General features: G+C 28.9%; 14 protein-coding genes. 10 read left to right on the top strand and 4 right to left on the bottom strand.

Going from position 1 to position 17,184, the window contains the following annotated elements; genetic code table 11:
• The first annotated feature begins 16 nt into the window (after positions 1-16).
• The 5 genes from murC to EPJ79_RS09245 all read left to right on the top strand — a co-directional run bounded on the left by murC (position 17) and on the right by EPJ79_RS09245 (position 6,353).
• A complete protein-coding gene (gene murC, locus EPJ79_RS09265; RefSeq protein ID WP_147739277.1) occupies positions 17-1,405 on the top strand; it encodes a UDP-N-acetylmuramate--L-alanine ligase in 1,389 nt (462 codons plus the stop codon).
• 107 nt (positions 1,406-1,512) lie between these two features.
• The gene (locus EPJ79_RS09260; RefSeq protein ID WP_147739276.1) at positions 1,513-3,123 is read left to right on the top strand and encodes a gamma-glutamyltransferase family protein; all 1,611 of its coding nucleotides are present in this window, start codon (positions 1,513-1,515) and stop codon (positions 3,121-3,123) included.
• Between the two features lie 25 nt (positions 3,124-3,148).
• Positions 3,149-3,586, top strand: a complete 438-nt coding sequence (locus EPJ79_RS09255) for a PepSY-like domain-containing protein (RefSeq protein ID WP_147560033.1) — start codon at positions 3,149-3,151, stop codon at positions 3,584-3,586.
• An 88-nt stretch (positions 3,587-3,674) separates the two neighbouring features.
• Positions 3,675-4,709 (top strand): NADH:flavin oxidoreductase/NADH oxidase, encoded by a 1,035-nt coding sequence (locus tag EPJ79_RS09250; protein WP_147739275.1) that lies wholly within the window; start codon positions 3,675-3,677, stop codon positions 4,707-4,709.
• Positions 4,710-5,108: 399 nt separating this feature from the next.
• Positions 5,109-6,353, top strand: coding sequence for a hypothetical protein (locus EPJ79_RS09245; RefSeq protein WP_147739274.1), 1,245 nt, complete (start codon positions 5,109-5,111; stop codon positions 6,351-6,353).
• Here EPJ79_RS09245 and EPJ79_RS09240 read toward each other — a convergent pair whose 3' ends face one another.
• The 3 genes from EPJ79_RS09240 to EPJ79_RS09230 form a co-directional block, all read right to left on the bottom strand.
• Positions 6,354-7,697 carry a citrate synthase gene (locus EPJ79_RS09240; protein WP_147718366.1) on the bottom strand — a complete coding sequence of 448 codons (1,344 nt, stop codon included), beginning with the start codon at positions 7,695-7,697 and terminating at the stop codon, positions 6,354-6,356.
• Positions 7,698-7,721: 24 nt separating this feature from the next.
• On the bottom strand, positions 7,722-9,008 hold the full coding sequence (gene icd, locus EPJ79_RS09235; RefSeq protein ID WP_274596011.1) for an NADP-dependent isocitrate dehydrogenase: 1,287 nt from the start codon (positions 9,006-9,008) through the stop codon (positions 7,722-7,724).
• Positions 9,009-9,069: 61 nt separating this feature from the next.
• A complete protein-coding gene (locus EPJ79_RS09230; protein WP_147739272.1) occupies positions 9,070-11,337 on the bottom strand; it encodes an aconitate hydratase in 2,268 nt (755 codons plus the stop codon).
• Between the two features lie 207 nt (positions 11,338-11,544).
• On the opposite strand from EPJ79_RS09230, the gene EPJ79_RS09225 reads away from it, so the two are divergent.
• Both EPJ79_RS09225 and EPJ79_RS09220 read left to right on the top strand, forming a co-directional pair.
• Entirely contained in the window at positions 11,545-12,279 is a 735-nt protein-coding gene (locus EPJ79_RS09225; RefSeq protein ID WP_147739271.1) for a Bax inhibitor-1/YccA family protein, read from the top strand.
• Positions 12,280-12,497: 218 nt separating this feature from the next.
• Positions 12,498-13,415 carry an Rpn family recombination-promoting nuclease/putative transposase gene (locus tag EPJ79_RS09220; RefSeq protein WP_147739270.1) on the top strand — a complete coding sequence of 306 codons (918 nt, stop codon included), beginning with the start codon at positions 12,498-12,500 and terminating at the stop codon, positions 13,413-13,415.
• 128 nt (positions 13,416-13,543) lie between these two features.
• On the opposite strand, the gene EPJ79_RS09215 is transcribed toward EPJ79_RS09220, so the two are convergent.
• The gene (locus EPJ79_RS09215) at positions 13,544-14,074 is read right to left on the bottom strand and encodes a hypothetical protein (protein WP_147739269.1); all 531 of its coding nucleotides are present in this window, start codon (positions 14,072-14,074) and stop codon (positions 13,544-13,546) included.
• Between the two features lie 668 nt (positions 14,075-14,742).
• Here EPJ79_RS09215 and fabZ point away from each other — a divergent pair.
• Genes fabZ through lpxB form a run of 3 tightly spaced genes read left to right on the top strand, consistent with a single transcriptional unit; the run spans position 14,743 to position 17,146 of the window.
• Positions 14,743-15,207, top strand: coding sequence for a 3-hydroxyacyl-ACP dehydratase FabZ (gene fabZ / locus EPJ79_RS09210; RefSeq protein ID WP_147526103.1), 465 nt, complete (start codon positions 14,743-14,745; stop codon positions 15,205-15,207).
• Positions 15,208-15,221: 14 nt separating this feature from the next.
• A complete protein-coding gene (gene lpxA / locus EPJ79_RS09205; RefSeq protein ID WP_147739268.1) occupies positions 15,222-16,016 on the top strand; it encodes an acyl-ACP--UDP-N-acetylglucosamine O-acyltransferase in 795 nt (264 codons plus the stop codon).
• Positions 16,016-17,146 (top strand): lipid-A-disaccharide synthase, encoded by a 1,131-nt coding sequence (gene lpxB, locus EPJ79_RS09200; RefSeq protein ID WP_021958239.1) that lies wholly within the window; start codon positions 16,016-16,018, stop codon positions 17,144-17,146. Before lpxA ends, lpxB begins: the two co-directional genes overlap by 1 nt.
• The last annotated feature ends 38 nt before the right edge of the window (positions 17,147-17,184 follow it).

Raw genomic sequence — 17,184 nt, 5'->3', positions numbered from 1 at the left:
AGGATACGCTTAAAATATGTTTACGAAGAAAAAAGAAAAAATACATTTTGTAGGAATAGGCGGAATTGGAATGAGCGCGATTGCGAGCGTCCTAAACGCTATGGGTTATACGATAACGGGAAGCGATTTATCAAAAACGGAAAAAACAAAATCTTTGGAAAAAAGCGGAATAAAAATTTTTTACGGACATAAAGCTAAAAATATAGAAGACGATATTATAGCGGTTGTCACTTCTTCTGCTATAAGTCCGACTAACGAGGAGATAATAGAAGCGAAGAAAAAAAAGATTATGGTTATCTCAAGAGGCGAAATGCTTGCCGAACTCATGCGTTTAAAATATGGAATAGCAATTTCAGGTTCTCATGGAAAAACTACTACAACATCTTTAATAAGTCAAATAATGGTTTACGCGGATTTAAATCCCATTTGTATAATAGGCGGAAATCATTTTAATTTGAAAAGCAACGCTCTATGCGAAGATTTGAATAGCGAATATTTGGTTTGCGAAGCCGATGAAAGCGATGGAAGTTTTTTGAGATTATCGCCCGTTATTAATATCGTGACAAATATCGATAACGACCATTTGGATTATTATAAAAATGTTGAAAATTTGAGAGTTGCATTTTTAGAGTTTATAAATAAAGTTCCTTTTTACGGATGCTCTTTTTTATGCTTTGAAGATAATGTCGTTAAAGATTTGTCAAAAAGCGCGGTTAAAAAATATTATTCTTACGGTTTTTCGGACAAATACGATTTTTATGTCGATAAAAATTCTATAAGAATTGAAACTTCAACGACTTATTTTACCGCGTATTATAAAAATAAATCTTTAGGAGAATTTGAAATTCCTTTAATTGGAAATCATAATATTTTAAACTCTCTCGCTTCAATCGGAGTTTGTTATCATTTAGATATTGATACAAAAATTATAAAAGAAGGACTTAAAACATTTGAAGGAGTCGGAAGAAGATTAAATAAATTGTATGACAAAGAAATAATTATATTTGACGATTATGCCCATCATCCGACTGAAATAAAAGCGACTCTCTCTTCGATTAAATTAGCTTATAAAGACAGAAGAATAATAGCGATATTTCAGCCTCATAGATATAGCCGAACGGAATTATTATTAAACTATTTTAAGGACGCTTTTGAGTATGCGGACAATTTAATCATTACCGATATTTATGCGGCGGGAGAAAATGAAATTGCAGGCATAAGCGGAGAGACGATTTTTGATATTGTAAAAAACGGAAATAATAAAACAAAATATATAAAAAATATAGACGATATAATTCCCGAATTAGATAAAATGAAAAAAGACGGAGATATAATTTTAACTTTAGGAGCGGGAAATATTTCAAGAATTAGCAACGAGTATGCTAAAAAATTATTGGATTCTTAAAAAATAATTGTCGTATAAAATAATCGTTTTTATTTTTAAAAATATCAATTATAATAATTTTTTTAATTTTACTTTCAATATTATGTTAATTATGTTATAATAATAAAATGAATTTTGATTTTTATAATAATCCTTATCCTTCAAAACGAAATTCTATTTTCGCTAAAAACGGAATGGTTGCGACAAGCAATATTTTAGCTTCAGAGGCGGGAATTGAAATTTTGAAAAAAGGCGGAAACGCTATCGATTCTGCAATCGCTACTGCCGCGGCTTTAACCGTTGTAGAGCCTACTTCAAACGGACTTGGCGGAGACGCTTTCGCTATAATTTATTTTAAAAATAAAATTTACGCTATAAACGGAAGCGGATTTTCTCCTAAAAATTTGGATATAGAAAAAATATTATCTCTCAATTTAAATAAAATTCCTCTTTACGGACTTATTCCGATTACAGTCGGAGGAATTCCTGCAACTTGGGCTGCGTTAAATAAAAGATTTGGAAAATTAAAATTAATCGAAGTTTTGAAACCCGCTATAAAATACGCCGAAGAAGGATTTGCAATTCAACCTACTGTCGCATTAGATTGGAAAGAAGCTTTTAATATTTATTTGAATGCATCGAATAATAATAAAATAGAAGAGTTTAAATATTGGTTTGAAACTTTTACTTTTAACGGTAAGCCTCCCGAACTTGGCGATATAGTAAAATTGCCATATCATGCAAAAACTCTTAAAGAAATTGGCGAAACTAATAGCGAGTGTTTTTATAGAGGCGAGATTGCCGAAAAAATAGACAAATTCATGAAAAAACATAAAGGTTATTTGTCAAAAGAAGATTTAAACGATTATTATCCCGAATGGGTTGAGCCGATAAAAACAAATTATAAAGGTTATGATATTTACGAAATTCCGCCAAACGGACATGGAATAACCGTTTTAATGGCTTTGAATATTCTTGAAAATTTTGAAGAGATAAATTTGCATTTTCAAATAGAATCTTTAAAACTTGCATTTGCCGACGCGAAAAAATATGTCGCCGATATTAAATATATGCAAACTTCTATAAAAGAAATGCTTTCTAAAGAATATTCTAAAAAAAGAGCTAAATTAATTTCTATAAATAAAACTTTGCAACCTAAAGAAAATATTTTTTCTTCAGGCGATACTGTTTATTTAGCTACCGCAGATAAAGACGGAAATATGGTTTCTTTTATACAAAGCAATTATACGGCGTTCGGTTCGGGAATAGTAATTCCAAAAACGGGAATAGCTTTGCATAATAGAGGAGCTAATTTTTCATTAGATAGAGAATCCGACAATTTTATAGCGCCTAGAAAAAAACCTTATCATACAATAATACCTGGATTTTTATGCAAAGACAATAAGCCAATAGGAGCTTTCGGAGTTATGGGCGCTTTTATGCAACCGCAAGGACATTTGCAAATATTAACTAATATGATAGACGAAAATTTAAATCCTCAATCTTCTTTAGATAAACCAAGATGGCAATGGGTTGGAGAAAAAACTATAGAGATAGAAAATAACTTCGATAATAAAATAGCAAATAAACTTTCAAAATTAGGACATAATATTATTAGAAAATCCGATAAAAATTATTTTGGATATTTTGGAAGAGGACAGATAATATTTAAAAACGAAAATAATATTTTATACGGAGCATGCGAGTCGAGAGCAGATTCGGGAATTTCCGTTTTTTAATAAAATAAATTAAAGAGGCAGAATTATGAAACAATACAAATACTTTTTTATTATAATCGCTTTATTTTATAATTTTCTAAACGCTCAAGATTTGCCGAAAAACGCTTTTAATTTTATGCATTTAGTATTTCCCGATTTTAAAATAAATAATATTTCTTTAGAAGACGATATATATAAAGTGACTCTTGAAAATGAAGCTATAATATCTTTTAACGGATATGGAGATTGGATTAAAATAGACAGTTCTTTTGAGCCGATACCTCAAGAAGTTTTGCCTAAAAAAATTCTTAATTCAATAAGTAAAAATTTTAAAAATCCAAAAATAGTTTACGCTAATAAATACGATAAAATCTACGAAAAATTATTTTTTGAAGTTATTATATACGACAAATACGATATATTTGCGATTTATATAAAAGAAGACGGCGAGATAATCGATATACATTTTTTAAAGTCAATGTAATCTATAAAATTTAAACTCTTGAATTATTTATATTTCTTATATATTATATTCAATATAATTATTTAATAAAAATTCTACGGAGGAAAAAATGAAACCTGAAAAAAGTAATTTATTTACGCCATTAAAAATAGGAAATCTTGAAATTAAAAATCGTATAGTAATGCCGCCTATGTGTATGTATAGCGCAGAAGACGGATTTGTAAACGATTGGCATATTCAACATTATACTACAAGAGCGATTGGCGGAGCGGGATTAATCATAGTTGAAGCTACGGGAGTTTTGCCTTATATAAGCATGATAACCGATAACGATTTGGCTATTTGGGACGACAAATATATAGAAGGCTTAAGCAAACTTGTAAACGCCGTTCATAATAACGGAGCTAAAATTGGAATTCAAATTAATCATGCGGGAAGAAAATGCGAATCTGTAAAAACCGATAAAATTCACGCGCCAAGCCCGATAGCGTTTAACGATAAATACAGAACGCCCGTTGAAATGACAAAAGAAGATATAAAAGAAGTTGTTGACGCTTTTGCTAGCGCTTTTAAAAGAGCGGTTAAAGCGGGATTTGATTTAATAGAAATTCATGCGGCGCATGGTTATTTGATTTCTGAATTTTTATCTCCGCTTTCAAATAAGAGAGAGGACGAATACGGAAAAAATAGAGTAAAAATATTGGAAGAAGTTTTAAGAAAAGGAAGAGAAGCCGTAGGAAAAGACTTCCCGATTCAAATAAGAATTTCTTCTTACGATTGGAAAGAAGGCGGAAACACGGTTAAAGATTTTGCCGAAATGTTAAAGCCTCTTGAAAATGAAAAATTATTTGATTCTATAAATGTAAGCACTGGCGCTGTGACTGCGGATGGAAAAATAATTCCTTATGAAGGTTATCAAATACCTTTTGCAAGAGAATTAAAACAATATATAACCGTTCCTTGTATCGGAGGCGGACTTTTAAGCGAGCCAAAAATGGCTAATATGATAGTTAGAAACGGAGCGGCGGATGCGGTTTATATCGGAAGAGAGCTTTTAAGAAATCCTTATTGGGCTTTGCAAGCTGCAAGAATTTTAGGAATAGATATTCCTTTTCCTAAACAATACGAACAAGCTAAAAGATAATATTATTTATATTTCTTTTTAAGACAATGTATAATAACAAGGGGTTTAAACTCCTTGTTTTTTATTTAACTTTATTTAATTAAAATAAAAATTATAATCGATTTTCAAATTTGATTATTTTTTTAATTATAGTATAATTTCCATAAATTTTTTAATAATTAAAAGGAATTAAAAACAAAATGAAAAATAAAATAATTTCAATAATTTTTATAATATTACTTATTACAAGTTGCCGTAAATCTCGAGATATAACGGGGGGGGGGTAATAATGGCGGTAATAACGGAAATTCTAGACTTACAAAATATAATTATGAACCACCTCAAAAAGACACTAAAGTCGCAAAAGATTTTTTAGTAAAATTAATGGAAATGAAAAAACAATATCCCAAAGGCGAATTAATGGCATATTATAAAGGTCTAACAAGCTGGCACTTTACAATCGATAGCGGATATAAAAGATATTATTTCGACAATGACGCCAATATAACAAACATATATATAAAAGGCAAAATAGAAACAAATTGCATATTTTGGGGAATGCTTCCCGAGAATCCTCAAATTGCATGCTATTATTATAAGAAAAGTGACGGAAAAATTGAAGTGCTTAATTCTTTAATGTATGAAAATGGATTAATTAAAGATAAAGTTTCAATTTGGAATAAAGACGGAAGCATTTCTAGAAATGAAGGTTTAGCAAAAAAATCAAGAGATGCGGTATTAAAATCAACAAAAACTAACTCCACTTATGATAATACAAAATTAAAACCATCTCAAACTGACAGCAAAGACGCTAGTGAATGGAAAGAACAAATGAAAAATAAAGTTCTTAATGGACAAACGCCTTATTATAAGCAAGCAAATTTTTATTTTGATAATATAGGAAATCTTACTATTAAATATACAAATAATACTACGGAAATTAATGATAAATATACTTTTTGGGGAGCTACTAATTGTAATGGCGATTTATACGGACTTTATTATATTTCTAATAATTTAAATATGTATTATGAAGCTATAAATATTTCTACAAATTGTAAATGTAATAATGGTCCTTTTTTTACGAAAGACATTATTTTTGAAGAAGGTAAAATATATGAATATGATTATACAGGGATAAATACTTCAACGACTACTACTGAAAATAACGATTGGAAAAATAAAGTTGCGGGTAAAATTATAGAAGAGAAAGATGTTGAAAATACCTATACTTTTTTAGATAACGGAGATATAAGCGTAAAAACAAGAAAAGGCAAAAATTATACTCTTAAATTTTGGGGCGCTACTAATTATCATAATGATTTATGCGGAATATATTATATTAAATTTAATTTGAAAGATATATTTGGCATTATAGCTCCGAATGAAGAAACTTATTTTTATTATGGTTATAGATTTGAAGAATACGGAGAAGATAAAGGTTATAAAGGTCGTTTTCCCGAATTAATAGAAATGGGGCAAAATATATTCTATTATCCTCCATCATATTATTTTGACATTTTTATATTATGGTGTGATACATATTTTTACAAAAACGGCAAACCTAAAAGACCTATAGATTGGACTACAATGCCTATTCAAGAAACTCAATATATTTCATCTCTAAATACTAAAACTATACTTTTAATGGAAAATAAAAAATAATTATCTATCTTCCATCGGAGTAAATTCAATAGGTTCTGTTACATTCTTATAAGCGGGTCTTATTATTCTTCTTGCGTCAAAATTAAGCTCCTCGATTCTATGAGCGCACCAACCGACTATTCTCGCCATAGCAAATAAAGAAGTATAAATTTCTTTCGGTATTCCTAGCATATCGTATATAAATCCCGAATACAAATCTACATTTGCGCAAACTCTTTTATTTTCTCCCTTAACTTTTATAAAGCATTCTATAGCTCTTTGTTCTATAAGCTCTAAAAATTCAAATTCTTTTTCTTTGCCTTTTTCTTTTACAAGCTCTCTTGCCAACTCTTTTAATATAACCGCTCTCGGGTCCGATAAAGTATAAACCGCATGCCCCATTCCGTAAATTAATCCGCTTTTATCGTATGCCTCTTTATTTAAGATTTTTATTAAATAAGCGTCCAATTCTTTTTTATTTTTCCAATCGGTTATAACTTCTTTTAAATGATTAAACATATCGGCTACTTTTATATTAGCTCCGCCATGCAAATCTCCTTTAAGAGAACCAATACCTGCAGAAATGCTTGAATAAGTATCTGTGCGCGCCGAACTTGTCACTCTCACGGTAAATGTTGAATTAGTTCCTCCGCCATGTTCCGCATGAAGTATCAAAAGCAAATCTAACATTCTAGCTTCTAAATGAGTAAAATCTTGTTTAAGCATATATAAAAAATTTTCCGCTATAGAATATTTTGTTTTTGGAAGAATAATATTTAAATACTTATGAAATACGCTATAATGATACATATTATAAGCGTAGGCTATAACGGCGGGAATTTGCGCTATTAATCGTATAGATTGAATCATTAAATTTTCTAAAGATAAATCTTCAGGATTCGGGTCATGAATATACATTTCAAGCACGCTTCTTGAAAGAATATTCATTATATTTTGCCCTTCTAAATCTATTATATGCATTATAGTTTTTTTATCCAAATACATATTTTCTTTTATAATTTCATTAAAAGATTTTAATCTCTCCATATCGGGAAGTTTTCCCGAAAGAAGTAAATAACATACCTCCTCATAACCAAATCTTTTGCTTTGTAAAATATCTTTCGTTATATCTTCTAAATCGTATCCTCTATAAAATAATTTTCCGTCTATAGGACAAACTTCGCCGTTTTCGTTTTTCTTATATCCTACGACATCGCCTATATTTGTAAGCCCAACCAAAACTCCCGTGCCGTCTTTATTTCTTAATCCTCTTTTAACATTATACTTTTCAAAAAGTTCGTTATTTATATGAACTCTTTTTTTTGAATGGTCGTATAGTTTATATAATAAATATTCTTTTTTCATTTTATACTCCGTTAATTAAATAGTTTATAATTTTTCTTGCAATAAAGAAAGTATTTTATCTCCAAATTCTTTAGTTCCTAAAGGTTTTCCGTTTTCCATAAATAAAGCCAAATCTTCGGTTGCAAATCCTTCTTCAAAAGATTTTTCTAAAGCTTTTATAATCAAATCAGCGGCTTCATTTAAATTCAAATATTCTAAAGCCATAACAGAAGAGAGAATTAAAGAGCATGGATTTGCCTTATTTTTTCTAGCTATATCTGGCGCAGTTCCATGCGTAGCTTCAAAAATAGAATGTCCAGTTTCATAATTAATATTTCCTCCTGGCGCTATTCCGATTCCTCCAACCATAGCCGCAAGCTGGTCGGATATATAATCTCCGTTCAAATTTAAAGTCGCTATAACAGAATAATCTTCTGGCTTTAATAAAGTATTTTGCAAAAATGCATCCGCTATATTATCCTTTATTATAACTTTTCTTTTTTCTTTAGCTTCTTTTAATTTTTCTTTCGCTTTATCTTCTCCAAAATCTTTTTTTATTTCGTTAAATTCTTCCATAGTAAAAGTTTTTTCATAAAAATCTTCTCTTGCAATTTCGTATCCGTATTTTCTAAAAGCTCCTTCCGTAAATTTCATTATATTTCCTTTATGAACTATCGTAACCGAAGGCAAATTAAATTTAATAGCGTATTTTATGGCAGAAGAAATTAATCTTTTTGAACCTTCTTCAGAAACGGGCTTTACTCCAAACGAAGAAGTTTTTGGAAATCTAACTTTATTTATTCCCATTTCGTTTTTTAAGAATTCGTAAAATTTTTTAGCTTCTTTAGTTCCGTTTTTCCATTCTATTCCCGCGTATATATCTTCCGTATTCTCTCTAAATACAATCATATTAACTTTATTCGGTTCTTTTACAGGCGATGAAATTCCCTTAAACCATCTTATCGGTCTTAAACAAACATATAAATCTAAAGTTTGACGCAAAGCCACATTTAAAGAACGGATGCCTTCTCCTATAGGAGTCGTTAATGGTCCTTTTATTCCAATCAAATATTTTGAAAAAGTTTTTATTGTCTCTTCTGGCAAATGAGTTCCAAATTCTTTTAAAGCTTTATCTCCCGCGAAAACTTCAATCCATTCTATAGATTTTTTTCCGTTATAAGCTTTTTTAATCGCTTCGTTTATAATTTGTTGAGATATTGGTGTTATTTCAGCGCCGACTCCGTCTCCTTCTATAAAAGGAATAGAAATTTTATCTGGAATAATTAATTTTCCGTTTTTCATTTCAACTTTGCTCATAATATAGCCTTTGATTATTTTTTTTATTTTATTAAAATTTTTATTAAATTTATTATTTATTATTTATTATTTTTAATTAATTATTTTTTAGAAGAGTATTTAAAGCTCCTCCGTTTTTAAACCATTCTATTTGAGTCTCGTTATAAGTATGCAAAGCCTCAAAATAAATTTCTTTTTTATCTTCTCTGACTACCTTAATTAATAAAGATTTATTCGGCGAAAAAGATTCTATATTTTCTATTGAAATTTTATCTTTTTCTTTAATTTTATCATAATCGTTTTTATCTTTAAATGTTATAGCAAGCATTCCTTGTTTTTTTAAATTCGTTTCATGAATTCTTGCAAAACTTTTTACTAAAATAACCTTTACATTTAAAAATCTCGGCTCCATCGCCGCATGTTCTCTGCTTGAACCTTCGCCGTAATTTTCTTCGGCAACTACAATAGAAGATATATTATTTAATTTATATTCTTTAGCGACTTTTGAAACCTCTTCATAATTTCCGCTTAATTGATTAAATACGCAATTTGTTTTATCGTTAAAATAATTAACCGCTCCCATTAACATATTGTCAGAAATATTTTCTAAATGTCCTCTAAATTTTAACCAAACTCCCGCCATAGAAATATGGTCGGTTGTGCATTTTCCTTTCGCTTTTATAAGTAAAGGCATATTCTTAAAATCTTCCGCATTAAATTTTGGAAAAGGTTTTAATAATTGCAATCGATTAGAATCTTTATTTATTATAATTTCAACTTTTGAATCTGCAATATTTTCTCTATTTTCAATTTCTGCATTTTCTATATTAAGTCCGTTTTTAGGAAAAATCTCTCCCGTTGGAATATCTAATTTTACTTTTTCTCCGTCTTCGTTTATCAAATAATCTTTTAATGGATTAAATTTTAAATCTCCCGCTATGCTTAAAGCCATAACTATTTCGGGGGAAGCTATAAAAGCATGAGTATTTGGATTTCCGTCCGCTCTTTTTGCGAAATTTCTATTAAAAGAAGTCACTATTGAATTTACTTTATTGTTATCGTCAGTTATTCTTTTCCACTGCCCAATACAAGGTCCGCAAGCGTTTGTCATTATAATGGCGTTTATATTTTTAAAATCGTCTATAATTCCTTCTTTTAATGCTGCGTTATATGAGTTTAAAGAGCCTGGATTAATTATTATTTGAGATTTGACTTTTAATTTTTTTTCTTTAACTTGACGAGCTATAGAAGCCGCTTTACTTAAATCATAATAAGAAGAGTTTGTGCAAGAACCTATAAGCCCGACTTCCATTTTTTCGGGATATTTATTTTCTTCAACTTTTTTTGCAAAATCGCTAATTTTTGAAGCCGAGTCAGGAGTAAAAGGTCCGTTAATATAAGGTTCTAATTCGGATAAATTTATTTCTATTATTTTATCGTAAAACTTTGAAGGATTTTTATAAACTTCTTCATCCGCTTTTAAATTATTTGAATTCTCTTCTGATAATTTTGCAACCTCTTCTCTTCCCGTTTTAATCAAATATTCTTTTATATTATTATCGAAAGGAAATATTGAAGTCGTAGCTCCAACTTCCGCTCCCATATTGCATATTGAACTTTTTCCTACGGCAGAAAGATTTAAAGCGCCTTCGTCGAAATATTCTATAATGCAATTAGTCGCTCCCTTTACGGTTAAAATTCCCGCCAATTTTAATATAACATCTTTAGCGCTCGCCCAACCGTTTAACTCGCCTGTAAGTTTAACGCCTATTAAATTAGGTATTTTTAATTCCCATTCCATTCCCGTCATAACATCAACGGCATCCGCTCCGCCAACTCCGATTGCCATCATTCCTAAACCGCCGGCATTTGGAGTATGCGAATCTGTTCCAATCATCATACCGCCTGGAAAAGCGTAATTTTCCAAAACTATTTGATGTATTATTCCCGAACCCGCTTCCCAAAAACCTAATCCGTATTTTTTAGCCACGCTTTGAAGAAAATCATAAACTTCTTTATTTATATTTATTGCATTTTTTAAATCTTCTTCCGCTCCTTTATAAGCCTGAATCAAATGGTCGCAATGTATCGTAGCTGGAACGCTTGAAGATTCTTTTCCCGCATTCATAAATTGCAAAAGCGTCATTTGAGCCGTAGCGTCTTGCATAGCGACTCTATCGGGTTTAAAATTTGCATAATCTTCAGAGCGTTTAAAATCTTTAATATCGTTTTCATTATATAAATGAGCGAATAATATTTTTTCCGACAAAGTCAACGGTTTTTTAATTTTGTTTCTTATTCTGTCAATTTTAGCGGAATAATTTTTATAAAATTCTCTTATCATTTCAATATCATAAATTTTCATGAAAAATCCCAATTAATAATTTTATAAATATTTTTATAAAGTATTACTATATACCGTTTTTTCTTTTTTTTCAATATCATAATTTATATTATTAATATAAAAAGTATAAAAAGATTTATATTTTATCTATAATTAAATTAATTTGATATTTATTTTTTATAATATATAATATCTAAAATTAAAATTAAACAATTAAGGAGATTAAATATGGCAAATCCAGCTTTATCAAACAAAGCGTTTGATTATGCGATTAAAAATTCAAATGAAGATACAATGACAATAAACGGAGCTATTAATAAAGCTATAATGTTATCTTTAATACTTATGCTTTCCGCTTTGGTTAGCGTTTATTTTGTTTTGGCAAGAAATATAGAATTATTATATCCCGCGGTTATGGTTTCAAGTATCGGAGCGCTTTTGCTTGCTATTATAATGATATTCAAAAAAGAAATGTCAAAAACTTTTTCTATTCTTTACGCTATTTTAGAAGGCGTTGCAATAGGCGGAGTATCTTTTATATTTAATGCGGTTTATGAAGGAATAGTAGTTCAAGCCGTATTTTTTACTTCTGCAGATTTACTTATTATGCTTTTGTTATACAGATTTAGAATAATAAAAGTAAACGATAAATTTAGAAGCGTTATATTCGGCGCTACTCTATGCATTGCGATAGTATATTTTATAAATTTTATACTTGGTTTTTTTAAAATGTCGGTTCCTTTTTTAAACGATTCTAGTCCTATCGGAATAGTAATAAGCGTTGTTATAGTCGCTATAGCTTCTTTTAATTTACTTCTTGATTTCGATTTTATAGAACAAGGAGCTAATATGAATATGCCGAAATATTTTGAATGGTATAGCGCTTTTGGTTTGCTTGTTACTTTGGTATGGTTATATTTGGAAATTTTAAGATTGTTATCTAAAGTTAGAAGTAGAGATTAAAATTATTTAACTTTGCTTATATTTCGGACTTTAAAAAATAACAGCATATAAAAATAAATTATTATCTTCATTTATAAAATAAAACCCCTATGCTCTTTTTGAACATAGAGGTTATTTTTTTATCTTTATTTTATTAGCATATATAATTTTATAAATTTAATTTAAATTAATTATAATTTAAATTTTGACAAATAAAATTATTCTGTTATAATATTCTTATGAAAAGAAATAGAGAAATTGATAAACTAAATGATTTATTTGTCCGATATTTACTCGGCAAAAACGGAAATGAAAATATGCTTGAGGATATGGTTAACGCCGCTTTAAGTGATTTCAATTTTGAAGAAGTTAAAGATTTAGAAATAATAGACCCTTATAATTTATCTGAAAATATTGATTTAAAAGAATCAATTATAGACATTAAAGCAAAAACTAAAGACAATCAAACCGTTATAATCGAAGTTCAACTTTGCGGAAATATGGATTTCGTAAAAAGAATTTTTTATTATATTTCAAAAAATATTGTAAACGAATTGAGAGAAGGCGAAGATTATAAAAATCTTCCAAGAATAATAAGTATAAATTTATTAAATTTTAATTTAGATTTCGGAGACGAAGGCAAACCGCATCGCTGTTTTAAATTAATCGACACGAAAAACCATAATATAGATTTAGATTTTATTCAAATGCATATTATAGAAGCGAAACGATTTATTGAAATAATTGAAAAATCGACTTTAAACGAACTTAAAAAGAATAGATTATTAACTTGGATGAAATTTTTTACAAGCAAAAATTTAAAAGCTATAGAAAAAGAATTAATGGAGGCAAACCCGATTATGACAAAAGTAATTGAAGAATACAAAAGATTTACTTCTGACGATAAATTAATGAGAGCTTATGATGCCCGAGATGCGTTTTTATTGGGGCAAAAAATGATGTTATCAAGAGAACGAGAGGAAGGCAAAGCGGAAGGAATTAAAGAAGGAATTGAGAAAGGAAAACTTAAAGGAATAAAAGAAGGAATTGAAAAACGAAATTACACTATTGCAAAATCAATGAAAAAAGAAAATATTGATATAGAAACTATTAAACGAATAACAGGCTTAACCATAAAAGAAATTGAAAAATTATAATTTATAAAACGCGTCTAAACAGATAAAAATAAATTATTACCTTCATTTAAAAAATAAAATCCCTATGCTCATAAAGAACATAGGGCTTCAAATCTTTATTTTGTTTTTTTAATTAATTTTAAAATTATTTAATCTACCCAATTTTGATCGGGAGTAATTTTTAATGTTAGTTTAGCTGATTTATCGCTTGCATTATAAGTATATGTTGTTTTACCTGCGCCTGTTATACTTTCATCAAATTCAAAACCACTATTTGCTTTAAAGGTTATATTTACTTCTAATGCTGCATTATCAGTTGGTTTATTTTTACTTTCTAAATCCGTAGTTACTGTAAGTATAGTTTGTGGAGTTCCAAATACGGTTGTTAAAGCTGTTTTAACTTTAGCAAAACTTTTATTTGCATTGGCTATATTAGCGCTTCCATTTGCAGGTTCACTCATTGTTCCAAAATCCAATATAAGTGTTTGTGTTTGGTCAGTATCTTTTAATTGTCCAAGTCCTTTAAGTGTATCCGTAATATTTTGCGCGCTTACTTTTACAATCGTAGGATTAGTTGGGTTTTTTGTTCCGCCTTCGTCCTTACTGCAGCTAACTGTAAACAATGATATCGCTACTATCATTATTAATAAAGATTTGAAAATTGTTTTTGTGTTGTTCATGTTGAACTCCTTGTAATTAAATTTTTTTATAACTAAACAGAGATTTCTCTCTGATAAGCTATCGAAGTTGATTGAAGTTAAAAAAGTTTTAACTGAATGTAAAAAATATTTTTGAAATAGAAATTTAAAATAATTATTTAAGATATAATTATGGCTTTGCTTTGCTTTGCTTTGCTTTGCTTTGCTTTGCTTTGCTTTGCTTTGCTTTGCTTTGCTTTGCTTTGCTTAACAAATTTACAGTATTGTTATTTATCGTAATTTTCATATTAAACTTTCCTCACCGATTTCTCGGCAAATATTTTTACAATTAAATTATACAACATTTAAAAAATTAGTCAATAGTTTATTTTAATTTTTTTTCAATATTGATTAATTTAATTTAACAATATTTTATAATATTTAAAATTTTTCGTCAATAATAAAATTTAAATATTTATTAATTATTATACAATCTTTTAAAATAATGTCAATATAATTAATTTAAATATTTTTTTAATTTATAGAGATTTTTAACATAGATTAAAAAATATGTCAACACTTTAAAACAAAAAATTCTAAAAATAAATCGTTCAATGAATTAAAATTATATCAATATTCCGCTTGTAAATTTATATATATATTATATAATAAAGTTAATTTCTTCGTTTAAGAATTAAGGAAATTTTAATATGGAAAAAATTAATATAATTAAAATAATGGAGTTATTGCCTCATAGATATCCTTTTTTACTTGTTGACAGAGTCGAAAGTATAGAAGAAGGAAAAATACATGCAATAAAAAATGTAACTTTTAACGAACCTCAATTTACGGGACATTTTCCCGAAAGCCCGATTATGCCAGGCGTTCTTATGGTTGAAGCTTTAGCTCAAGTTTCGGGCATTTATTGTTATACAAAAATATTGAAGCCAGAAGAATACGATAAAAAATTTATGTTTTTTGCAAAAATAGACAATGTTAAATTTAAAAATCCCGTTATTCCAGGCGATATAATGGATATGTTTGTAAATGTAGAAGCTTTCAGCAATAATTTATTAAAAACGCATGGAGAAGTTAAAGTAGAAGGCAATCTTGCATGCTCTGCGGATTTGGGATTATTTTTGGTAGATAAAGAAGCAATGAAAATAAATAAATAAAATTAGGAAAATAAATGGAAAAGGAAATTCATGAAACGGCGATAATATCTAAAAGCGCTAAAATATCCGAAGGAGTAAAAATAGGTCCTTACGCTGTTATTGAAGGAGAGGTTAATATTGGAGAAAATACTATAATCGGAGCGCATACCGTTATTAAAGAATATACGACTATAGGAAAAAATAATATAATTCATCCTCATGCGGTTTTAGGAGATTTGCCTCAAGATATAAGTTTTGATAGAAAAAAAATAACATTTCTTGAAATCGGAGATAATAACGAAATAAGAGAATTTGCAAACTTGCATAGAGCTAGCAAAGATAACGGAAAAACTATTATAAAAAATAATTGTTATATAATGGCAACGGGACATGTCGCTCATGATTGCGAGATAAACGATAATGTGATTATATGCAATGGTTCTTTAGTGGCGGGACATGTAAGAGTGGAAAAAGGCGCTTTTATTTCGGGCAATTGCGTTATTCATCAATTTTGCGCTATAGGAGAATATGCAATGATAAGCGGAATGGCGGGAGTCGGCAGAGATATTCTTCCATACGCTTTAACTTCGCATGCGGGCGAGGCTATAGTATATAAATTAAATCTTGTAGGAATGAGAAGAGCGGGATTTACTTCGATTGAAATATCGCAGGCTGAAGAATCTTACAATATGTGGTATAACTGGAATAAAACTAAACAGGAATTTTTGGATAGATATTTAAACGATAATTCTTTAAATAAGATAGCTAAAAATATTGTGGAGTTTATATCAAAATCTAAAAGAGGAATAACTCCAAAAAAAACGGTATAATGAAAATATTTATAGCTACGGGAGAAGTATCGGGCGACATTCAAGGAGCGCTTTTAGCAAAAAAGATAAAAGAATTATCCCCAAATACGATAATAGACGGTTTCGGCGGAGTTGAAATGCAAAACTCTGGGGTTAATATTCTCTCCGATATGTCCACTTTATCGACTATGGGAATATTTGAAAGCATAAATCCAAAATTTGCTTTTAAGAAATTGGACGCATTTAAAATATTAAAAATGTATCTTAAAAAAAATAAAATAGACATTATGGTTTTAGTCGACAATCAAGGCGCTAATTTGCTTCTTGCAAAATATTGTAAAAAAAATAATATTAAATATATTTATTATTTCCCGCCTCATGTTGGAATTTGGGGCGAATGGAACGCTAAAAGATTAATTTCGGCTAGAAAAATAATAACGCCTTTTAAATTCGATTACGAAGTATATAAAAAATATGGTTGCAATGTCGTTTATAGCGGGCATCCTTTTGCCGATTTGAATTATAATTTAGATATTCCAAAATTAAATTTGGAAGAAAAAGAATGGACGGTTGGAATATTATTCGGAAGCAGATATCAAGAAATAAAAAAATTATCTCCCGTATTTATAAAATCAATGAAAATGCTTAACGATATGCTTTCTTCAAATATTAGATTTGTAATACCGATTGCATATCCCGAATACAAAAAAATGATAGAAAAAATAATTGCAAATCATAAAGACTTATTAAAAAATATATCCTATACTTTTTTAGAAGGAGAGAGCAAGGATTTTGTATATAAATATTCTGACGCTTTAATAATGTCGAGCGGAACTGCAAGCTTAATATCCGCATGCTATGGAAAACCTATGGTTATATGCTATAGAATTTCTTATATAACTTTTTTTCTTGGAAAAATACTTACAAATATAAAATATATCGGCATGCCAAATGTTATGCTAAACGAAGAAGCGGCTCCCGAATTATTACAAAGCGATTGCAATCCAAACGCGATAACAAGCCATATAATAAAATATTTAACCGATAAAGAATATTACAAAAAAGTAAGCGATAATTTAATTAGAGTTAGAGATATGCTTGGCGAAAAAAATGTTTTGGAAAGAGCGGCTAAAGAAATTATAAATTCGTAAATTCTTTATTTTTTAAAATAGATAAAAGAGAGTTTTAA

This window comes from Brachyspira aalborgi (assembly GCF_008016455.1).
GTDB lineage: Bacteria > Spirochaetota > Brachyspiria > Brachyspirales > Brachyspiraceae > Brachyspira > Brachyspira aalborgi.
The sequence above is the reverse complement of the archived record's forward strand: the minus strand, read 5'-3'. Positions and strand labels throughout refer to the sequence as shown.